Here is a 19,731-nt window from a genome sequence, read left to right on the forward strand (position 1 = left end):
TGTCTTTGCAAAATGGCAGACAAAACAACTGACTTTTTAGCCTGTGCTATTATTGGTGTGTTTATTCAGAGTAAGGAGTCTAGTGTGGGCTATCTGATCGATATTCGCAAAAACAATGAAATACTGCTACCGGATGAAATCTGCAATGAGCTTGAAATCAACGTTGGTGACATTTTGATGTGCGAAGCAGCTGTAGATTCATCTGCAATTATCATGAGTAAACACTGTAATCAGGCACTTTCTGATGATGAGATTACTGCTGCTGGAAATTTAACTCGCGTTATTCTTCTGCAATCCTAACCTACAGTTATGAGTGCCTAAGATGCTTTGCACATTAGCTTCAAAATCTATTATTCAAAAGAACAGCATTAGATCTGTGCTGGTTGCGCACTCTAATCTAAGCAAAAATTGTTGAAGTAATTGAGCTTATTAAGGTCCAATGTTGTCATCAATAAAGTTCATCGCCAGACTCCTATCTTCAAAAATGGCTAGATATTAAGCATTCTTAGTCACAAAGCGTAATCATAGCACAAGAAAAAAAAGGTTAAAATGAGCAAAATTCGGACCGCTAGGTTTTTCCTTTTTTAGGATCGTACCTCAAGGCCGAAACTCTACCTCACTTATGGTTTTTAATCTATCTATATGATATATATGGATTTTTAAATGTCTCTATATTGAATCGAAAACTGGGTAAAATAAATTGCCTTAGGTTGGGGTTTTCAGAGGCGGATTTGTCTTCCTTTGTAATCTTAAAAACCATAGCATCTTCTTTTGAACAAGGCAGCACAGATCGGACCAACCGCTATTTGACCTCAACTTCATTTCAGGGCAGTGTAAAGATCGCATTGTTCTGAAGGAGAGAGTAAGGATGTTCAAATTAAAGTTAGGATTAGTGGCCGTATTGGCTGTGACTTGCCTGAGTACTATGGCGGCAGAGCCAATACAGCCGTCGCAAATTATTCAACAATCTGAAGCCAAAACCGAGAAGGGCGATGGTTATGTGTTTTATAGCTATTTTGCCAAGCCGACTTTTGGCACCCAGGACGCGCTGACAGGTGTGGCTGTGATTGAGCCTGGTAAAGAAATTCATCCGCCTCATATTCATGCCGAAGAAGAGTATCTGATGGTGATTGAAGGTGAAGGTGTCTGGTCGCTGAAAGACAAAGATATTCCGGCTAAAGCTGGTGATATTTTATATGCGGCGCCATGGGATTCGCATGGCATTCGCAATACAGGCAAAGTACCGCTGAAGTTTGTCGTGATGAAATGGCATAGCAAAGGTCTGCCAGTGCCTGTCGATCCAGCTGTAAAGGCTAAACCTTAACGCAGCAAGCTGAGCAGGCTAAAGTTGCTTTAGCCTGTACTGCTGCAATCTGCTGTTGGGCTTATCCGGCAAGGTCATTTCTATCCATCCGGCCTGCAGCGCTGAATCATTTTGTTTAGTGCTTATCTTCAGTGGCTGATAGTGCCAAACAACAGCGATTGATGAGTCATGGCTCCGGCCAGAGATCCATCTCCTATGGAGATAGCCACAGAACCTGCCATACGAGCGTTATCACCACAGGCAAAGACGCCTGGTATTGTGGTTTCTTTGCTGGCACTGGTTTGAATAAAAGCGCCCAACGGGCCTTGTTCAAACTGACAGCCTAATTGTGCTGCTAATGGGCTGTTGACTCTGGTGCTAGGCTGGGTAAACAGGCCTGCCATCTGCAGTGTTTTACCAGTCGTTAGTTGCACATCTGCTTTGCCTGAAATCTGCAGCACTTTGCCTGATTCAATCACAACACCACGGGCCAGTAGCTGTACTTGTTGTTCTGCATCAGGCTCAAAACACTGATTGGTGAATAAAGTGGTTGGTCCCCAATCCGGCAGCATCAAAGCATGGTGCAAAGCGAGAGGGCTGGCAGCCAAAACCCCAATAGAGCCTTGCTCCAGCTCGTAGCCATGGCAATAAGGGCAATGAAAAATACTTTTTCCCCAGCGTTCTGCAAGGCCTTCAATGTCAGGAAGCTGATCGGTCACACCAGTAGCCAGTATTAAACGTTTGGCCTGATAACTTTGTTGTGCAGTATTCACCTGAAAACCAGTTGCAGTTTTGCTGGCTGTTGTAGCAGAAGCTTCAAGCCATTGCACTGTTGGATAAGCTAAAAGCTGAGTCTTGGCGGTTGCTGCAATAGCCGCAGGGCTGTTACCGTCCTGAGTTAAAAAACCATGTGAGCTGTCAGCAAATCTGTTGCGTCTGCTGCCTGCGTCTATCACCAATACAGAGCGGCGGGCACGCACTAACTGCAAAGCTGCGGCCATACCGGCGTAGCTGCCGCCTACGATAATTACATCAAAATTCATATCCGCTTACTCTTCTTTGGTTTGTGGTGCAGTTGCTGCTGAGTGTTCCAATGTCAGCAAATGTTGCTGACGCCTGAGTTCAAAATCAGCTGCTATATCAGAGAGGTTTACTGCATTGAATTTCTGCAGCAGTTGCCGCTCTGCTTCCGCAAAAGCTGAGTCCAGCGACGCATTCACGGCCTGTTCGATAAGGCATTGTGGTGCGTCCTGCCGATAACCCTGAGCAAATAAGCGTGGAGCTCCAAGCGCCTGATACACGTCCTGCAAGCTGATCGCGGCAAGAGGTTTTGCCATAGTCCAGCCGCCGCCATGGCCTTTGACTGAAACCACTAAACCAGCCTGACGCAAACCAGCCATCATACGGCGGATCACCACAGGATTCGTTTTCAGATAAAGCGCCAGTGTTTCAGAGGTCATTGCCTGGTTATGTTCAGCCAGATGCAGAATGACATGCAAAATGGATGAGAGTTTATTATCTGTTTTCATGTAACTCAAAATATTACATGATGTGGCATTGAGCAAGCTGTTCTTCATAAAAGGCGATGAATGGCTTAAATGCGCTGACAAAAAGGCTATTGCAGAAGAGAGGGATAAATCCTGGCTGAAGTAAAAAACAAAGCCGGTCGAGTGACCGGCTTTGGCGATAAGGCTATTAACCTTCTGACACTGTTAATTTATCTACTACCTTCACCACATCCTTGGTGTTTTTAGCTTTGGCAACGGCCAGATCTTTTTCAGCATCTGAATCCACCACGCCACTGAGTGTTACCACACTATTTTCAACATCCACATCAATGCTGGTACCACTGGTTTCTGGCTCAAATAACAGACTGGTTTTTACCACTGTCGCTATTTTTGCATCTTTCAGTGCGCTGGTCTGTTTTGGATCGGTATTGGTTTTGCCGTCTTTTTTCACCATCAGCTGGTTTTCTACTGAGGTAACGCCGTCCAGCCCTTCAACCAGCTCTGCAGCCAATGCTTTATCCACATCGCTTTCCACTTCACCTGTTAAGGTAACCACACCATTTTTTACATGGGTGTCGATGGTAAAAGAATTCAGGTTGCCATTCAGCAACAGAGTCGTTTCAGCTTTGCCGTCAATCCAGGCATCTTTCGCTGTATCTTTCCAGTCATTGGCCGCCATGGCCGATACTGAAGCAAGAGTTAAAGTCATCATCACTGCTAATGTTGTGCGTTTCATAAGGGTCGCTCCTTTGTTAGTGACACCCTGAAGGTGTTGCCAGTTTGATGCCAAAGTTTAAGTTATTGATTTGTATTGAATATATTTTTAAGTTCATCTGATGTTAATTTTATGTTTGTAAATTTGTCTGACTGATCGGTAAAAGTTTCATAGTCTGAGGGCTGAGTTTTGTTCTGTGCCAGCTGATCGGCTGCTATTTGCAGACTCGCAGTAAAATGCAACAAGGTTTTATGATGCAGCGGTACATCGCCACTTCTGATCAGCGCTTTTTGTAGCTGCAACTGGGTGGTAAGTTGCTGCTGTATAGCTGACACAGAAAGCGGGTTGGGTGGGTTGTGGTACCAGTTGCTAAGCTCCGATAAAGCGCTACTTTCTGCTGCACTTTCCGCTGTACTCTCAGTCGCGTTATCAGCAACACTTTTGGGAGCTGGAAACAAATATAAAATTTGCTGATGCAGCTCTGCCAGCGCTGCAAATTGTCTGCGCAGGTTACCCGGGCCGGCACTTTCTGCGTGATGTTGGTAAAAAGTTTTCGCTCGTGAAAACAAGCAGCTTAAAGTCGCTAACAGTTCTGTCTGCTGCACTGTTAGCGCCTTGTTTAATAATGGTTCTGTCATCAGTTTGGTACTCCATGGCAAATAAAAACCATACAGATTCATAATCAATTCATGTACCAAGATGTAAGTTTATGATGTATAGATATTTTTGCTTTTTTCTAGCCGGGAAGCTGAGTGCAGGTCGGTAAGTTTTACTCAGGAGCCCTGTTAAATTTACAGTCTAAAACTACGGAAAGTATGTATGACCCAGCCTTTACTGTTCCTGCATGTGCAGGACCCCGAGTTAACTACTCAACTATTGCAGTCAGACATTGTCCGGCGTTTTGTCATTTGTAAAAGCCAGCCAGATGAATGCTGGGCAGAACAACTGCTCAGACAACCTTATGATTTAGCTTTTATTGAAATAGATAATCCAGAACCTGCTCAATACGAGCTGCTGCAGCACAGTAATGCGTTGGCAGAAATGGACTTTATTCTGGTCAGTAAAGGCGTACCGGATCTGGCGCTGGATCAACTGATGCGCTGTGGTGCTGGTTATCACTTTCGCCAGCCACTGGATATGAATTGTGTACTGGATGCAGTGCAGGACTTTTATCAGCAACTGTCCACAGTAGCGGTGAAACGTAAAGTTCAAACCAGTGATCTGGATCAGTTTGGTTTATTGGTGGGCTCGTCTGCTGCCATGCTCCGGCTCTACAAAACGGTGCGTAAAGTGGCCGTCACTGAAGCCAATGTTTTTATTATCGGCGAAAGCGGTGCAGGTAAAGAGCTGGTGGCGAATACAGTGCATTTGGCCAGTCACAGGGCCGATAAGCCTTTTATTGCTATTAATTGTGGTGCTTTGAGTTCGGAGCTGATCGACAGCGAACTGTTTGGTCATGTCAAAGGCTCTTTTACCGGCGCTTTACGTGATCATCAGGGCGTATTTGCTCAGGCAGAACAAGGCACTTTATTTCTGGATGAAGTGACAGAAATGCCGCTTGAGCAGCAGGTGAAATTACTGCGGGTACTGGAAAGTGGTGAATATCGCCCTGTTGGCAGTAATAAGCTGTGTATGGCCAATGTCAGGGTGATAGCTGCCACTAACAGGGATCCTTTGCAGGCTGTGGCCGATGGTCTGTTTAGGGAAGATTTGTATTTCAGGTTATCGCAGTTTCCGGTGAAAGTGCCGCCACTGCGCGAACGTGAGGGCGATATTGCTGGCCTGGCGCAGCATTTTCTTGCCTATTGCAATGCCAGGGAAAAACAGCAAAAACAGCTGTCTGATGCTGCTTTATCCTTGGTAGCACAGCACAAATGGCCTGGTAATGTACGTGAACTGAAACATGCTGTTGAGCGGGCTTTTATTCTGGCAGATAAACTGATCGAGCCTGAACACTTACTGTTGGAAGTGGCGACCCCAGCAGCTGATGTTGCAGATATTCCTGCCGATATGCCGCTGGACGAGCTGGAAAAAGCAGCAATTTTTGCAGCATTGGAACGAAACTGCGGCAATAAAACCGATACCGCGCAACAGTTAGGCATCAGTGTAAAAACCCTTTATAACAAGCTGGAAAAATATCAGCAGAAAATCTGAACAGATTAAAGCAGGTGCAGGAAGGGCGGGGATCAACCCCGCCTGTGTTACTTAGCAGTCTTTGTCTTTGGCGTCAGCCTTTTCCTTGGCTGCTTCACAGAGTTCTTTGGCTTTCTCTGCGGTTTTGTCTGCAGCGTCTTCCAGCGCGTCTGCTGTTTTGTCAGCTGCTTCTTCCAGTTTATCGCTGGCTTGCTCAGCTGTTTTTTCTGCCTGAGCTTTGAGTTCTTCCATTCTGTCTTCAGCTTTATCTGCATCACTTTCACTACAAGCAACCACTGACGTCGCAAGCACTACAGCAAATAACAATTTGAACAATGAAGTTTGAGTTTTCATTCCATTCTCCTTCAGCCGCTTCCGGCATTTTACAATTTAGGGGTTTTGCCGCGCAGTGCGTTGGCTAGCAGCGAAATCACCAGCAAGACAATAAAAATCAGAAAAATGACTTTTGCTATACCTGTTGCTGCGCCTGCTATGCCGCCAAAACCCAGGATACCAGCCACTATGGCCACAATAAGAAAAGTTAAAGCCCAGCCTAACATAATTGCTCCTTGGTACTTAAGTACCGCATCAAAAGTGCTTCAGCACTTGGTTGAACGTACTTTTGTCACCAAGCCAGCATCATGCCAAGGTTAAATTTTGTACTCTAAGTTATTGTTATCGCTTATTTTATACATAATTCCTGAACGCAGGCTGTCTGCGCTTTGTATGCTTCAAAGGTAAAATTTACAGGCAGGGCAGTAACAGTTGCAGAGTTTAGAAGCTAAAGCCTGACCCTGTAGCACCTGAATCCGTGTCATAATTCTGCTTATAAAAGTTTGGAACTGAGTGAACAATGGCAAAAAAATTAAGTGTGGTGCAACAAAAGCAGCAAGCTAATGTGCTGAAGTCTTTAGAAGCGGTAGAGCAGGCCGCGGCGGTTTTGTATGCAGATTTTGTTGGTTGCTGGTTCAGTATGGAGTTCGAGAATTTCCCTGGGTCTTTACTGGTGCGTTGCCAGTTTAATTCCGAAGCGGCTTTAGCTGCTGCGCTGGAGCAAAAGCTGGATCTGTATTTTCAAAAACAAATCCATAAACAGCTGTTTAAATGCGGAATTCTGGTGAAAGACATTAAAAGGCATGTGGTGTTAACGACCTTGTCACCTGAAGATTAACTCTATCAGACAAAAGCCTGCTATGGCTGTCTTGCAATTTGAGGTAGCATAAACGCCATTTGGTTTTAAAAAATTTGGCGTATGACGGCTGATTTTGTTTTTCCTGTCTCTGCAGAGCAGTTACAACTCTGGTTTCACCCTGCCACCTTTCATAAGGCGCGGGCTTATTTTCTGGCTGGAAAAGTAGTGCAGCTGGATTATGAGCCTGACTTTTCTCAAATTCGCAGTCAGGTTTGGGGTGATGGTTTTAGTCCTTTTAAGCAGCTGATTTCTATATCTGAGCGCGATGGTCAGGTGCAACTGACAGATTCCTGCACCTGCTCAGAAGGTAACAGATGCAAGCATGTACTGGCGGCATTGTTAAAGCTGAAACATCAGTTGGATCAATTGCAACAAAAGTCGGTGCAACAGCCGGTGCGTCAGTTAAACCAATGGTTTAGCGAAGCCGAGCAATACAATCCTCCAATTGCAGCCAATACCCCCGAAGATACAGTTTTGTATGAACTGCGCCCCAGTAGCTTAGGTTTGCAGCTGCTGCCTAAACGCGTGAAACAAGCTAAAAATGGCAGTTACAGCAAAGGCAAAATTATTGCTCAAAGTGAGCTGTCTGGCCAAATCCGGCCTTTATGGCTGGCCGAAGATGACTATCGGTTACTGCAGCAGTTTTTTGCTTTTGATTTACGCCGTCAGGCCTTGCTGGAAGATCAGTGGGGTTATCAGCTGCTATTAAAAATGCTGGAAACAGGCCGTTGTGTGTTAGACGAAGAACGCCGCGAGTTATTCTGGAGCGATAACCTGCCGCTGCAATTACGTTGGTTAAAAAGCAAAGCGGGTTGGCAGTTGCTGCAATTAATGCCCAAAGACCGCGAACTGGAACTGGTGTTCACCGATCCACCTTGTTACCTCGATTTAGTCAATAATCAGCTTGGTTTACTCGACAGCGACATCACAGGCCGTGAGTTGAAACTCTTGATGCGTATGCCGCCTGTGCCAGCTGCCGTATTGCCGGACAGTATGAAGCGGTTGCAGCAAATTTTCCCCAAGCTCAATTTACCTATGCCGGACGACAGTGCGGTGCAAAAAATTGAAAGCAAACCAGTGCCTGTGTTGCAGCTGAAGTTGCTGACGCAAAAAAATAAAGTCAGCAAAGCTGTCGCTGTATTGCAAATGGCCTATGGCCCGCATTTATTGCCATTGGATTTACAACAATCCCAGACCCAGTTGCAGTTAGATAACCAGACGGTATTTATCCGCCGTGACCGCGATAGCGAAATCAAAGCGCTGGAAACTATGTCTTTGTATGGCTTACGTTCTGTGCCTTTGGAACAGTTTACAACTCCGTGTTTTGACTGTGGCGAAGGGCCGGAAAATCCGCTGTTATGGCAGCCGTTATTGCAAGCCATCCCAGAGTTAAAACAACAAGGTTGGCGCATTGAACAGGACAAAGCCTTTAATCAGGCGGTGATTCACGCCAAAGCTTATCTGGAAGTGACAGACAAAAACACCGGTGGTTTTGGTTTAGCTATTCAGGTAGAAATTGATGGCCAACAAATTCCGCTCTTGCCTTTGATCACTCAGTGGTTACGCAGTTATGGTTTGCCGGCGGCCGATGAAACCTTGTGGCTGAGTTTACCTCAAGGCAAATTACCTTTGCCGGTCAGCCTGATCCAGCCCTTGATCGACACCATAGTTGAACTGTTAAACCTGAAAAAAGCACCCAGCGAAATTGAGCTGCCAGATTACAAAGCAGCCTTATTACCAGGCCCAGGTGCTGAAGAAATTCGTTATCTAAATGCCGGACGTTTGCAGCAGTTGGTGACTCAGTTGCATCATTTTGATGGTATTGAAGATGTAGCAGCGCCTTTAAGTTTAAAAGCACAGCTGCGGCCTTATCAGCAGCAGGGTTTAAGCTGGCTCTGTTTCCTGCGCCGTTTTGGTTTGGGTGGCATTCTGGCCGACGATATGGGTTTGGGTAAAACCGTGCAGACGCTGGCATTTTTACTACATCAGCAAGAGTCAGGCCTGCTGAAACACCCGGCTTTAATTGTTTGCCCTACCAGTTTATTGGGCAACTGGGCGCAGGAAGCCGCACGTTTTGCCCCTTCACTGAAAGTACTGACTTTATATGGCCCTAAACGTCAGGCGCTATTTGACGAGTTAGAAAAATACGACTTAATAGTCACCAGCTATCCGCTGTTGGTGCGGGATTTAGCCTATTACCAGACGCATCACTTTAGCCTGATGGCGCTGGATGAAGCTCAGCATATTAAAAATGCCGGTTCGCAGTCGGCGCAAAGTGCTCGCTTAGTAAAAGCCGACTTTAAACTGGCCTTAACGGGCACGCCGCTGGAAAACCATTTAGGTGAGCTTAAAGCTTTATTTGATTTTGTCTTGCCAGGTTTATTAGGCACTGAAGCCCGATTTACCCAGGTGTTTCGCAAGCCTATAGAAAAGTCAGCCGATGCAGAGCGTGCTCATGCGCTGCGGCAGCGTATTGCACCTTTTATGTTACGCCGCACTAAAAAGCAGGTCGCGACAGAATTACCTGATAAAACTGAAATTTTGCAGTTGCTGGAGATGGAATCGGATCAGCGCAATTTGTACGAAAGTATCCGTTTAATTATGGAAACCAAAGTGCGGGAAATGTTTTTGCGCAAAGGCGTAGCAGCCAGCCAGATGGAGTACCTGGACGCGCTGTTAAAACTACGTCAGGCCTGTTGTGATGCGCGGTTATTACCAATAGAGCAGGCACAGCTGGTGCAGAATAATGCCAAGTTGCAGTGGCTGCGGGACACTTTGCCTGAGATGATTGAAGAAGGCCGTAAGGTACTGATCTTCAGTCAGTTCTCCAGTATGCTTAGCCTGATAGAGCAGGAACTGCAGTATATGGATATCAGCTACAGTAAGCTGACAGGCCAGACGAAAAAACGACAGGAACAAATAGACGAGTTCCAGCTCGGCGACAATTCTGTGTTTTTAATCAGTTTAAAAGCCGGTGGTACAGGTTTAAACCTGACTGCAGCTGATACTGTTATTCACTACGATCCATGGTGGAATCCGGCAGCGGAAAATCAGGCGACAGACAGAGCTTATCGTATAGGTCAGGATAAGCAGGTGTTTGTGTATAAGCTGATTGTCAGCAAAACTGTAGAAGAAAAAGTGCAGCAGTTACAGCAGTTTAAACAAGGGCTGGCCGATCAGATTTTTAGTCTGGGTCAAAGCCATATCTGGCAAGGTGAAGCACAGGATTTACTGGCATTGTTTAGTGAAGAGTAGTCCCGCAGCAAAGGAAAAAACCATGACGATCAAAAACGTATTATTTTTCCTGTTGTGTTGCGCTAGTTCTGCGGTTCAGGCAATTGAACCTTATGATCGCATAGCGCCTTTGGTCGAAAAGGCTATTGCAGATAAGCAATTACCCGGTGCTGTGGTATTGGTTGGGCGTGGTGATAAGGTTTTATACCGTAAGGCGTTTGGTTTTAAAACTTATTCACCTGCAGCGCCTGTGATCGCAACAAATACTGTCTTTGATTTGGCTTCCCTAACTAAGCCTGTAGTCACAACAACCTTAATAATGCAGTTGGTGGAACAGGGCGAGTTGCGTTTAACAGACCCTGTCGGCAACTACCTGCAGCAGCTTAACGATGCTGAAGTGAAGAAAATCACTATTCTGCAATTGCTGACCCACAGTTCAGGTTTAGCTGATGGTTTTGACAGACGTGAGTTCTGGCAGGGTAAAGCAGGTTTAGACGGCGCGCTTGCAAAGCTGAAGTTAAAAACCAAACCGGAACAGCAGTTTGTGTATTCAGATATAGGCTTTGTTTTGTTGGGGTTGGTGGTTGAGCAGATCACGAAGCAGCCTTTGGATCTATTGGCAGAACAAAGCATTTTTCAGCCATTAAAGATGAAAGACAGCCGCTATTTGCCTCTGGATAAGCCTTCGCAAAATGTCGCTTATGTACAACGTATAGCCCCCACCGAAAACCTGCAAGGCGATGTGGATTATCAAAAGCTACTGCCGAATTACGCTCAGCCTTATTTACATGCGGTAGTGCACGACCCAACTGCCATGCGTTTAGGTGGAGTAGCTGGCCATGCTGGTATTTTTGGTACAGCGGACGACTTGGCCTTATTTGTCCAAATGTTATTGAACGGCGGCGAGCTAAAAGGCCAAAGAGTATTATCACCGCTGGCGGTACAACGTTTACTCACTCCGGTAGTGATTGGCAACCAAAGCAGGGCTTTAGGCTGGGATATGCAAACAGCCTACTCGGCGCCCAAAGGTGATTTATTGCCACCAGGCTCTTTTGGTCACACAGGTTTTACCGGCACCAGTATCTGGATAGATCCGGCCAGCCGCACCTACATCATTTTATTATCGAATCGTGTACACCCAAATCGCACTACTTCCATCACAGACCTGCGCGCTAAATTGGCGAATATAGCTGCGTCAGCCATTGGCACCTAAAATTAACCATTAGGGGTAATTTTGTAAATAAAATGTTCTTTACATTCTGTGTATTGATGATAATTTAACTTTTGCACCTTAAAGTGCTACTAAATCATCAATAGGAGAATCAGGATGTTAAAAAAAATAGTTATTGCTCTGGCCTTTGCGACTACCGCAGCGGCTGCACAGCAGGAATGCGGTTATTGGGTGGAGTCTCAGGTGGAGGTTTGTGATGAGCGAACCATCATAGTGCAGCAACCTGTCACTCAATGTGTATACATTAGCCTTCCTTATGAAAACAGAACTTATACAAATACGGTCGAAGGCCATATTGCATTTGCTCAGTGCCCTAAAATGCAGGGCTACTATGTGAATGAAGCCATCCGAACTTACCGTGAACAACGCACCACTGAACGTTACAATTGCCGGAATGAGAGTCGCTGGACATGGATCCCCGGTGGTACACCAGGCGGTGAATGCAACGTACAGATCCCATAAAACTAAAGTTTATGGAGCAGAAAACGCTGTACTGCTCCAGCAAATTTCAATACACAAAAAATAATTCGAGTAATCACTTTAAACAGCTGTTGCAGGAATAAAGCGTGTTACTAAGTTCTGATATCCGCAGACAGTACAGGTCTTTGTTCATTTGTTAACATTTCATATTCAAACGAAGCAGTTCTTTTTTCATTCTTCTCCCTTCTTTTCTGCGGTTTTCGGCCATTGCATTGTCATTTAACTGTTCTATCTTGTACTGGGATTTGTAACTTGGCATCACGGAAATGATGCAAATAAAACAATAAATTTACAGACAAGAACAAGGACAAACGAATGAAACTACTAAAAATGGCGGCTGCCACACTGGCGCTGCTGAGTTTACCTCTTTCTGCTGCGTTGAATGGTCATCCTGTAGTGTTAGTGCATGGTTTCCAGCCTGCTAATTTAGCGGATAGGCCAACAGGCGCTGATGTCACCAGCAATGGCGCCGACTACTGGGCTGGTTTTTGGTTAAGCCGTGCTGATGCGCGTATCGACTGGCCATCACAAGAACGTATTGCCGGCAAAATTGCCACCGACTATGTCTGGCCAAAACTGCAGCAGTTATCCCGCGCTGGCACCTGCAACAACGGTTGTATTTTCGTCAGCCATTCCACAGGCGATTTAGTCACCCGTTATATCATCGACAATCAGGCTTTATGGCTGCAAAACGCCGGCTTACAACCTTTGAATATTATCGCCAGTTTTGACTTTGCCGGCGCTGGTGGTGGTGTTGAACTGGCTGATTTAGCTGTGAATGTGGCTGGAGGCGGTAGCTGGACAGACGCAGCTTTACGTGCAGCTTTATCTTTATGGTTAGGCCAGATGCCATCACCTTCTAATATTGGAGTGCTGAACGATCTGCGGGTGAATACAGCGCGGCAACTGGCAAGTTTCCCAACCAGTCGTGTGCCACGTTTACGTTTTGTGGGCGCAGGTTCTGACTTTTTAAATGCCACAGGCCCATTTTTACCTGGCACTGACGATGGTGTGGTCGCCAGTCATTCCAGTTGTGGTGCATCTGCTGTCGGCTCTTTTGATAGCTGCAGTGCGAACGTGGCTTTTGATGGCAAACTGACCAGCCAAAGCAGTGGCGTGAAGGGCTTTATGCCCTATCACTACCCCATGCTGATGGGCAACGACTACAGCCACAGCGGTCTTATTGAAGACAGTCGCGATGGCGAAGTGACAGCAGCCAATGCCAGAGCCAATTACTTAAACAACGAAGCTTTGCAGTTCCAGACTTATCAGCAAAAACGCGGCTGGTGGGTATTTGCCTCGAACTATTTATTGGTGACAGGTTCGGATCGTCACAGCATGTCGTCTTTAGTCAGTCAGGCTGCTGATTAATGCCAAAAAAAGTCTTGGTTATGATGCTGCTGGTGCTGATGGCACTGGCAGCTTTTTGGTTGTGGCCCAAAACTGAAACTGCTGTGGCTGTGGTGGATAAGGCCCAGCTTGAAGCTATTGCTGAACCCCAGACCAAAGTCGATGCTCAAACTGCTGCACCAGTGCAGATGGATCAGTATCAGCAGGAAGAATTGCAACAAAGTTTTAGTCTGTTGTCGCAGGCCTATGCGGCTGAACTAAGTTATCCGCCTTACTCCAGGCCTTTGTCGGCAGCAGATCATCAGTTACTCAACCCCAATCATTTTGACACTGTGGCTTTGCCGCTGGAAGGGGGCGCCAGCGCCAGTCTGGTGTTGCCTAAATACAGATTCAGCTACCCTGAAGCTGTGGCTTTTACCTTGGTGATGGATGGGTTGTCACCACAACATGCCAGAGCTGAATTACGTGAACAACAAAGCGGCAAAGTGCTGGCGCAGGCCGATTTAACCGCCAATGCAGATGCTGCAGAATGGGCTCATCAGTTTGATGCCAGCGAAAGTTGGGACGGAGCTATGGAGCTGGTGGTGTTATTTGAAGCCGAAGGTAAAACCCAGCAACTGCAAACAGGGTTCGACTACAGCTATCCGGTTGCCACTATCACGGGTGTTGGCAGCAGCAGTTCGCGTGGCGCTGATTTCGTGATCCCTGTGGAGCTGGAAGTGAAAAAAGCGGGTATGTACCGCTTAAGAGCCAATTTATTTACTCAAAGCAAGCAGCCGCTAGCGGTGCTAACGGCAGAAGATCAGTTAACAGAGGGGGCGGCCAAGCTCGAACTGCGGGCTTTTAAACAGGTACTGCAGCAACAAGCTGGCCCTTATTGGCTGGGTACTTTTGTACTGGAATTACGCTCCGCCATGCCGGGTGAACTCAACAGGTACGGCAACAGTAAAGAACCAGGTTTTGTGGTAGAAGCCATCAACTTTGGCCAACTCAGCGACGAGCCTTTTGTGTTAAGTGACGATGAAAAGCAGCGTTTGCAGTTTTTGCAGCAGTTGGCTGGGGGGAAGTAACGCTATTGCTGCAATGAATCAGTCAAGGGGCTGCGGAAAAGGCACCGCCCTCGCAACACATACCTTGCTATAGGACTATTAAAACCTCTTCTTTGGTGTCCATGTCGAAGATCCTGATCATTCCTCTATGGAAATTTGGCTCAAACCAATACATTTGATATCGTGATCAATTCAAAATAAAGAATGAAGTTCTTCATGGGCTATCAAGGAGATACAGTGAACCTCTGGACAAATATTTGGTTTCAGCCGAGACAAACTATCCAGGAAATTATTGATACTAATGCCCAATATGCGGTCATTCCATTAGCTATGTTGTATGGCATATGGGATGTGCTCACCAAGGCAAGCAATAAAGAAATGGGCGATAAGTATGAGCTTTCGGCCATTCTGTTTGGGGCAACTGTAAGCGGTATTATCTGCGGACTGATCACTCTTTATGTTTTAGGCTGGTTACTGAAAATATCAGGCTCTTGGTTAGGCGGAAAAGCGACAGCAGAACACCTTAGAGCGGCATTTGCCTGGGGGGTAATTCCTGCGATTTGTACTTTACCTTTGTGTTTTGTAGAGATAGCTCTTTATGGCAACGAAATTTTCAGTTCCGAGACTCCTGCAATCTCAGCAAATCCAATTCCGTTTTTTGTGCTGTTGGCGATACAATTTTTACTCGCTTGCTGGGCTTCTGTGTTGATGTTCATGTGTATAGCGCAAGTGCAAGGGTTTTCTTTCTGGAAAGCGATTGGAAATTTTTTGCTGGCGGCTGTACTTTTTGTTGCACCGTTTTTTGTGTTGGCGATGATACTATCCGGATTTCGTAACTAACAATGGTTTTCGCTCAGACTGTCGCTTTGGCTGCTTGTTTATTGCACTGCTGCAATCCCGACTTCTTTCGGTATACACTAAAACCAACTCACTACACAGGACTGCCGTTATGAAAACAGGACTCGTGCTTGTCGCTGAAGCCAAAGCTAAAATTCAGGAACTGACAGTGCAGCAGCTGGCTGCGTTATTGCAAAGCAGTCAGGCTCGTATTATTGATGTGCGTGAACCTGCTGAATTTGCTACTGGCCATATCCCTACTGCTGTCAATATGCCCCGTGGTGTGCTGGAAATGCAGTTGCCGCAGCATCCGGCTGTGGCAGAGCATAAGGATGCAGTGGTGGCTTTAACAGAATTGGCCACTCAACCTTTGTATTTAATTTGCCGTTCTGGTGCCCGTTCTGCTTTGGCTGTGGAATCACTGCAACGTATGGGCTTTCGTGACTTATACTCAATAGCTGGTGGTATGCAGGCCTGGACGGACGGCGGTTTTCCTGTCCGGCAATAACAGCACATAAACCAAAGCGACCTAGACTTTAGTCGCATTCCCCTGTGGATGGTTTGACAGTTGCTGGTATAACAGAAACACTGCCAGAACCTAAATGCTATGGAGTTGTAAATTCTGTAGTTTTTTCTTCTGCCATGTTGCCTGCTGGCCTTTGTCGAATGGGAAGTCGTTATGGAAAATGTACGTGCTGCAGTGGTGTTTGTTGTGCTCTGGCTGGTGGCTCAGGTGTTGTACCTGTGGCTGGATTTCAATAGCTGGCTGTTGGTGCTGTTTAATCTGTTGGCCGTCGGTGGTTTTTTGTTATGGGTCGGTCGTAAGCAACCAGAAGTTCAGACTCAAGATGAATCCAATGCGCTGGCCGACAGTGCTCATCATATTACCGAAGCCACTTCAAAAATGGCGATAGGGGCAGCCGAAGTCTCCTTTTATATCGACGGTTTAATTAAAGACATCAAACATAGCGGCGACGACTGCGGCCAGATTGGCAGTGCTGCCACAGGTTTAGCCGATACCAGCGGCCAACTGACAGATAATCTGCAACAAATCAGCCATAGCATTACCCACACCGCCAATGCCTGCAGTGCAGCCGATCAGCGCTTGCAAAAGAGTGTGGGAAATATCAACCAGTTAGCTAATGCCGTCAGTGATGCGGCGGCCCGGCTGGAACAACTCAAAGGCAGTGCTGACGATATTCAGCGTATTACTGAAGTGATCACGGGTGTAGCCAACCAAACCAACTTATTAGCGTTAAACGCTGCTATTGAAGCAGCCAGGGCCGGTGAACAAGGTCGTGGTTTTGCCGTAGTAGCTGACGAAGTGCGGGCTTTAGCAGGTAAAACCTCAGAAGCGACCAAAGATATAGCGAAGATGCTGGCTGATATTCGTAGCCAAAGCGAACAAACCGCTGATGTGATGGCGCAGCTGGTCCTGTTAAGTGGCGATGTGCAGCAGGAATTACAAAGTGTGGCCGCAGGTTTTAATGGCATCAATACCGAAGTAGGGCAGGTGTCCGCTGCGCTGGAACAAATCGAGCAGGTTAGTACTGGGTTGGAAAATACCAGCCAGCAACTGGGCCAGTCGATCCAGAGCATTAATAAGGCCTTATCGGCAATAGAACATAAAGGCAGCACAGTGGCAGACCAGGCCATTGAATTGTCAGTGGAAACTGAAAGTATTTATCGCGAACTCAGCACTGTCACCAGCCAGAGCTTCTTTAACCCTGTACTCAAAGAAGCTCAGCAAGCAGCGGCTGCTATAGGCGCTTTATTTGAAAAAGCGCTGAGCGAGGGCAAGCTAACTGAACAGCAGTTATTTGCCGAACAGTACCAGCCTATAGCTAATACCAATCCACAAAAATTCCATACCGCTTACGACAGTTTTACCGACCAGAATTTCCCGTTGATCCAGGAGCCTATTTTAGAACGTCATAGCAATGTGTTGTACGCTGGTGGCGTGGATCGTAAAGGTTATTTCCCAACCCACAATAAAAAATACAGCCAGGCGTTAACTGGGAATTACGAGAAAGACTTGCTGCAAAACCGCACCAAAAGAGTCTTTGGCGACCGCACCGGCAGTCGCTGTGGCAGCAACACCCAGCCTATGCTGCTGCAAACTTATAAACGCGATACAGGCGAAATTCTGCATGATTTGTCGGTGCCTATTATGGTCAAAGGCCGGCATTGGGGTGGCTTCAGGATTGGCTTTAAACGGGTTTGAGTGCAGATATGAAGAAAGTTCTTATTGTTACAGGAGGTAGCCGTGGTATTGGTGCAGCTACGGCAAAACTGGCTGCAGCACAGGGTTATACGGTTTGTGTGAACTACTTAAATAACCAACAGGCTGCAGATGCTGTTGTTGCAGAAATTCAGGCTTTAGGTGGCACAGCTATAGCGATGCAGGCGGATCTTTCTGTTGAAGCACAAGTAGTGGCTTTATTTCTGCGGGTTGATCGGGAACTGGGTCCTGTCACTGCACTGGTGAATAACGCCGGTATTCTGGAAACTCAAAGTAGTTTGCTGGATATGGATGAAGGCCGTTTACAACGGGTATTTGCTGCTAACGTTGTTGGGCCTATGTTATGTGCACGCGAAGCGGTAAAGCGAATGTCGGTAAAATTAGGCGGCAAAGGCGGTGCCATTGTCAATGTATCTTCTGTCGCTTCCCGTTTAGGTGCACCTGGAGAATACATAGACTACGCAGCATCAAAAGGTGCTTTGGATAGCTTCACTTTAGGTTTATCCAAAGAAGTGGCCGATCAGGGCATTCGTGTGAATTCTGTCCGGCCAGGTTTTATCTACACAGATATTCACGCCAGCGGCGGTGAACCTGATCGTGTCGATCGCATTAAAGATGCCATTCCAATGAAACGAGGTGGCCAGCCGGAAGAGGTTGCACTGGCTATTTTGTGGCTGTTATCCGACCAGGCCTCTTATGCTACTGGCACTTTTATTGATTTGGCGGGAGGGCGGTAAGGGTAGATATCAGCTTATTGTAGCTATTTTTTACATTGGAGCGGTTACGTCGTCGATAATCATTTTTGTAACTCGATCAATATTTTGCCCGAATTCTATCCTCACATCGATGTCATCCCCTAAATGTTCAATCTCCTGACATACAGCATAGAGCTTGTCTGATTTTTTTATTGAGGACATATTTTTCTCAGGGATCCAAACGTTCACTTCAAGATGGTTAAATGTGCTGAGACCTAGTTTTTTCATAGAGTTTAGCTCTGTCGCGTAGCGCATTATTTTGTTTTGCTGCTGCGCAAAGGATGTACTTTGTGGATTTAAAACTCCAAAATTGAATGCCAGATTTGTTCCGACATAGCCAATTTTTGCTGGTTTAGCACTCTTCCTGAATATAACTTCGCGGTTGAAGTGATTAAGCAGAGTTGGTCTAAGCAAATTTAACTTGTTCATTATCTCTTGCTGCCAGCTTTTTGAGTTCGAGTCAGAATACTCTTTAACGTCTAATAGGCTCTTAGTGTCAAGAAGAGAGAAAACCGATAGGTTTCGCTTAGCTTGGTTAATAACTTGTTCAATATTGTCATCGACGCTTTCAAATTCTTGACCTATCGTTACGCCTCTTATTTTCGGCTCATAAGTGTTGAAACGTTTAGTCCTGATAAGATAGCGTTCAAAATCGTTTAATACCATTTCAGTGAGTCGATACAATTCTTTCCCTTTCTCACCAAAAATACTCACAATTGATAATTCACTAATAGCTCTTTTCACAAATAATTCACCGTCAATGGTTCTGAAACCAAAGCCAATAGTGATTTTTTCTCCTGAGTGGGTAATCGGTTCAAGATAAATTGGAACCCATATACAGGAAAAATTGCTATCAAATTTAGGCAGTCTGAAGCCTATATTAGTTGTGGTATTCCCATCTTCTGACATAAAAGTTTCACCGAGTGGTTGATTCGTTTTTCTAAAAATTCAGAGATTTTCGCTGCATCCGCGCTGCCATGAATCATTTTGTAGTAGTTTTCTGCATCTAAGGTGCTGAAATCTATCACTTTTGCTCTTTCCATAAGAGCGTCAGCCTTATTTTTCATCAAATATTTTTCCTTATGAGTTTTTAGATGGCTAACGCTTTCAAAAAGAGTGTTGTAAGTTTCTATTTCTGGCTTGTCTAATGCCCAATGTGGCATGCAGTCACCTGTAAGTGCATTACCATGGTCAATTAACCAGAAATCATTATGTGCTGGAGAATATAAATAATTACAATCTAACCTATCTGGATTTGCAATCCATTCATCAAATGCAATCACATCGTCAAGACTTTTCCAAGCTTCAAATAACTTATTTGCCATAGGATTGTTTTCAGATAATAACCTCTCGAAACTCATAGAGTTAGGGGCTGGGCTCGCGCTTGCAAAGGCCAATAGGGCTCCTTTTCCTGCAAAGCTTGATTGCTTTTTAACATTCTCTGGAAATGCATTTGTATCTACGTAGACTAGGTAGGCTTCCGGTATATTCAAGCCCAACGCTCTTCCAACCTTTGAACATGCTAATTCAGTTATCGTTTGTTTAAAGTCGTGAACAAACTTGATGTAAGCGTTTATCGAGTTGGGAGTTCCTCTAAGTGAAACTTTCCATGTTTCCGCATTACTACCAGATGTTTCTCTACCGAAGTATGTAGATACCTGGGTGTACTTTACATTTGGGAGATCTTGTTTGTTAGACATTG

Annotated in this window: 21 protein-coding genes; 13 read left to right on the forward strand and 8 right to left on the reverse strand. The window is 45.7% G+C overall.

Annotated features, from left to right (window positions below):
• Positions 1 to 12 precede the first annotated feature (12 nt).
• Positions 13 to 300: a hypothetical protein gene (locus P3C17_RS00345; RefSeq protein WP_300927592.1), complete on the forward strand. Its 288-nt coding sequence runs from the start codon at positions 13 to 15 to the stop codon at positions 298 to 300.
• 568 nt (positions 301 to 868) lie between these two features.
• Complete coding sequence (locus P3C17_RS00350; RefSeq protein ID WP_300927593.1) at positions 869 to 1,324, forward strand: cupin domain-containing protein; 456 nt, start codon at positions 869 to 871, stop codon at positions 1,322 to 1,324.
• Positions 1,325 to 1,452: 128 nt separating this feature from the next.
• On the opposite strand, the gene P3C17_RS00355 is transcribed toward P3C17_RS00350, so the two are convergent.
• The 4 genes from P3C17_RS00355 to P3C17_RS00370 all read right to left on the reverse strand — a co-directional run bounded on the left by P3C17_RS00355 (position 1,453) and on the right by P3C17_RS00370 (position 4,164).
• The gene (locus P3C17_RS00355) at positions 1,453 to 2,346 is read right to left on the reverse strand and encodes an NAD(P)/FAD-dependent oxidoreductase (protein WP_300927594.1); all 894 of its coding nucleotides are present in this window, start codon (positions 2,344 to 2,346) and stop codon (positions 1,453 to 1,455) included.
• Positions 2,347 to 2,352: 6 nt separating this feature from the next.
• Positions 2,353 to 2,832: an Rrf2 family transcriptional regulator gene (locus tag P3C17_RS00360; protein ID WP_300927595.1), complete on the reverse strand. Its 480-nt coding sequence runs from the start codon at positions 2,830 to 2,832 to the stop codon at positions 2,353 to 2,355.
• Positions 2,833 to 2,998: 166 nt separating this feature from the next.
• Positions 2,999 to 3,547, reverse strand: a complete 549-nt coding sequence (locus tag P3C17_RS00365; RefSeq protein ID WP_300927596.1) for a BON domain-containing protein — start codon at positions 3,545 to 3,547, stop codon at positions 2,999 to 3,001.
• Between the two features lie 62 nt (positions 3,548 to 3,609).
• Positions 3,610 to 4,164 (reverse strand): hypothetical protein, encoded by a 555-nt coding sequence (locus P3C17_RS00370; protein ID WP_300927597.1) that lies wholly within the window; start codon positions 4,162 to 4,164, stop codon positions 3,610 to 3,612.
• A 181-nt stretch (positions 4,165 to 4,345) separates the two neighbouring features.
• Here P3C17_RS00370 and P3C17_RS00375 point away from each other — a divergent pair, with 181 nt between their 5' ends.
• Positions 4,346 to 5,680: a sigma-54 dependent transcriptional regulator gene (locus P3C17_RS00375; RefSeq protein ID WP_300927598.1), complete on the forward strand. Its 1,335-nt coding sequence runs from the start codon at positions 4,346 to 4,348 to the stop codon at positions 5,678 to 5,680.
• Positions 5,681 to 5,731: 51 nt separating this feature from the next.
• Here P3C17_RS00375 and P3C17_RS00380 read toward each other — a convergent pair whose 3' ends face one another.
• Positions 5,732 to 6,013, reverse strand: a complete 282-nt coding sequence (locus tag P3C17_RS00380; RefSeq protein WP_300927599.1) for a hypothetical protein — start codon at positions 6,011 to 6,013, stop codon at positions 5,732 to 5,734.
• 29 nt (positions 6,014 to 6,042) lie between these two features.
• The gene (locus tag P3C17_RS00385) at positions 6,043 to 6,219 is read right to left on the reverse strand and encodes a DUF1328 domain-containing protein (protein WP_233079959.1); all 177 of its coding nucleotides are present in this window, start codon (positions 6,217 to 6,219) and stop codon (positions 6,043 to 6,045) included.
• A 293-nt stretch (positions 6,220 to 6,512) separates the two neighbouring features.
• Here P3C17_RS00385 and P3C17_RS00390 point away from each other — a divergent pair, with 293 nt between their 5' ends.
• From P3C17_RS00390 to P3C17_RS00435, 10 genes are all read left to right on the forward strand, one after another.
• Positions 6,513 to 6,830, forward strand: a complete 318-nt coding sequence (locus tag P3C17_RS00390) for a hypothetical protein (RefSeq protein ID WP_300927600.1) — start codon at positions 6,513 to 6,515, stop codon at positions 6,828 to 6,830.
• Positions 6,831 to 6,911: 81 nt separating this feature from the next.
• Positions 6,912 to 10,106: a DEAD/DEAH box helicase gene (locus P3C17_RS00395; RefSeq protein WP_300927601.1), complete on the forward strand. Its 3,195-nt coding sequence runs from the start codon at positions 6,912 to 6,914 to the stop codon at positions 10,104 to 10,106.
• Positions 10,107 to 10,128: 22 nt separating this feature from the next.
• Positions 10,129 to 11,298, forward strand: a complete 1,170-nt coding sequence (locus tag P3C17_RS00400; RefSeq protein WP_300927602.1) for a serine hydrolase domain-containing protein — start codon at positions 10,129 to 10,131, stop codon at positions 11,296 to 11,298.
• Between the two features lie 114 nt (positions 11,299 to 11,412).
• Complete coding sequence (locus P3C17_RS00405) at positions 11,413 to 11,778, forward strand: hypothetical protein (RefSeq protein ID WP_300927603.1); 366 nt, start codon at positions 11,413 to 11,415, stop codon at positions 11,776 to 11,778.
• Between the two features lie 333 nt (positions 11,779 to 12,111).
• Positions 12,112 to 13,167, forward strand: a complete 1,056-nt coding sequence (locus P3C17_RS00410) for a hypothetical protein (protein ID WP_300927604.1) — start codon at positions 12,112 to 12,114, stop codon at positions 13,165 to 13,167.
• On the forward strand, positions 13,167 to 14,216 hold the full coding sequence (locus tag P3C17_RS00415) for a hypothetical protein (protein WP_300927605.1): 1,050 nt from the start codon (positions 13,167 to 13,169) through the stop codon (positions 14,214 to 14,216). The genes P3C17_RS00410 and P3C17_RS00415 overlap by 1 nt, the downstream gene beginning before the upstream one ends.
• A 216-nt stretch (positions 14,217 to 14,432) precedes the next feature.
• Positions 14,433 to 15,035, forward strand: coding sequence for a YIP1 family protein (locus tag P3C17_RS00420; protein ID WP_300927606.1), 603 nt, complete (start codon positions 14,433 to 14,435; stop codon positions 15,033 to 15,035).
• A gap of 109 nt (positions 15,036 to 15,144) precedes the next feature.
• Positions 15,145 to 15,540 carry a rhodanese-like domain-containing protein gene (locus P3C17_RS00425; RefSeq protein WP_300927607.1) on the forward strand — a complete coding sequence of 132 codons (396 nt, stop codon included), beginning with the start codon at positions 15,145 to 15,147 and terminating at the stop codon, positions 15,538 to 15,540.
• A gap of 171 nt (positions 15,541 to 15,711) precedes the next feature.
• Positions 15,712 to 17,256, forward strand: a complete 1,545-nt coding sequence (locus P3C17_RS00430; RefSeq protein ID WP_300927608.1) for a methyl-accepting chemotaxis protein — start codon at positions 15,712 to 15,714, stop codon at positions 17,254 to 17,256.
• Between the two features lie 8 nt (positions 17,257 to 17,264).
• On the forward strand, positions 17,265 to 18,011 hold the full coding sequence (locus P3C17_RS00435; protein ID WP_300927609.1) for an SDR family oxidoreductase: 747 nt from the start codon (positions 17,265 to 17,267) through the stop codon (positions 18,009 to 18,011).
• Between the two features lie 30 nt (positions 18,012 to 18,041).
• Here the strand turns inward: P3C17_RS00435 and P3C17_RS00440 are convergent, their stop codons facing one another.
• On the reverse strand, positions 18,042 to 18,938 hold the full coding sequence (locus P3C17_RS00440; RefSeq protein ID WP_300927610.1) for a hypothetical protein: 897 nt from the start codon (positions 18,936 to 18,938) through the stop codon (positions 18,042 to 18,044).
• Positions 18,905 to 19,729 (reverse strand): HipA family kinase, encoded by an 825-nt coding sequence (locus tag P3C17_RS00445; protein WP_300927611.1) that lies wholly within the window; start codon positions 19,727 to 19,729, stop codon positions 18,905 to 18,907. The genes P3C17_RS00440 and P3C17_RS00445 overlap by 34 nt, the downstream gene beginning before the upstream one ends.
• Positions 19,730 to 19,731 lie beyond the last annotated feature (2 nt).

The organism is Rheinheimera sp. 1928-s, assembly GCF_029269265.1.
Taxonomy (GTDB): domain Bacteria; phylum Pseudomonadota; class Gammaproteobacteria; order Enterobacterales; family Alteromonadaceae; genus Pararheinheimera.

Bases quoted from the DNA above. Each gene is read 5' to 3' on its own strand.
- P3C17_RS00360 (WP_300927595.1), bottom strand. From the start codon at position 2,832: ATGAAAACAGATAATAAACTCTCATCCATTTTGCATGTCATTCTGCAT.
- P3C17_RS00425 (WP_300927607.1), top strand. From the start codon at position 15,145: ATGAAAACAGGACTCGTGCTTGTCGCTGAAGCCAAAGCTAAAATTCAG.
- P3C17_RS00345 (WP_300927592.1), top strand. From the start codon at position 13: ATGGCAGACAAAACAACTGACTTTTTAGCCTGTGCTATTATTGGTGTG.
- P3C17_RS00380 (WP_300927599.1), bottom strand. From the start codon at position 6,013: ATGAAAACTCAAACTTCATTGTTCAAATTGTTATTTGCTGTAGTGCTT.
- P3C17_RS00435 (WP_300927609.1), top strand. From the start codon at position 17,265: ATGAAGAAAGTTCTTATTGTTACAGGAGGTAGCCGTGGTATTGGTGCA.
- P3C17_RS00390 (WP_300927600.1), top strand. From the start codon at position 6,513: ATGGCAAAAAAATTAAGTGTGGTGCAACAAAAGCAGCAAGCTAATGTG.
- P3C17_RS00400 (WP_300927602.1), top strand. From the start codon at position 10,129: ATGACGATCAAAAACGTATTATTTTTCCTGTTGTGTTGCGCTAGTTCT.
- P3C17_RS00355 (WP_300927594.1), bottom strand. From the start codon at position 2,346: ATGAATTTTGATGTAATTATCGTAGGCGGCAGCTACGCCGGTATGGCC.
- P3C17_RS00430 (WP_300927608.1), top strand. From the start codon at position 15,712: ATGGAAAATGTACGTGCTGCAGTGGTGTTTGTTGTGCTCTGGCTGGTG.
- P3C17_RS00370 (WP_300927597.1), bottom strand. From the start codon at position 4,164: ATGACAGAACCATTATTAAACAAGGCGCTAACAGTGCAGCAGACAGAA.
- P3C17_RS00375 (WP_300927598.1), top strand. From the start codon at position 4,346: ATGACCCAGCCTTTACTGTTCCTGCATGTGCAGGACCCCGAGTTAACT.
- P3C17_RS00395 (WP_300927601.1), top strand. From the start codon at position 6,912: ATGACGGCTGATTTTGTTTTTCCTGTCTCTGCAGAGCAGTTACAACTC.
- P3C17_RS00440 (WP_300927610.1), bottom strand. From the start codon at position 18,938: ATGTCAGAAGATGGGAATACCACAACTAATATAGGCTTCAGACTGCCT.
- P3C17_RS00415 (WP_300927605.1), top strand. From the start codon at position 13,167: ATGCCAAAAAAAGTCTTGGTTATGATGCTGCTGGTGCTGATGGCACTG.
- P3C17_RS00405 (WP_300927603.1), top strand. From the start codon at position 11,413: ATGTTAAAAAAAATAGTTATTGCTCTGGCCTTTGCGACTACCGCAGCG.
- P3C17_RS00410 (WP_300927604.1), top strand. From the start codon at position 12,112: ATGAAACTACTAAAAATGGCGGCTGCCACACTGGCGCTGCTGAGTTTA.
- P3C17_RS00350 (WP_300927593.1), top strand. From the start codon at position 869: ATGTTCAAATTAAAGTTAGGATTAGTGGCCGTATTGGCTGTGACTTGC.
- P3C17_RS00445 (WP_300927611.1), bottom strand. From the start codon at position 19,729: ATGTCTAACAAACAAGATCTCCCAAATGTAAAGTACACCCAGGTATCT.
- P3C17_RS00385 (WP_233079959.1), bottom strand. From the start codon at position 6,219: ATGTTAGGCTGGGCTTTAACTTTTCTTATTGTGGCCATAGTGGCTGGT.
- P3C17_RS00365 (WP_300927596.1), bottom strand. From the start codon at position 3,547: ATGAAACGCACAACATTAGCAGTGATGATGACTTTAACTCTTGCTTCA.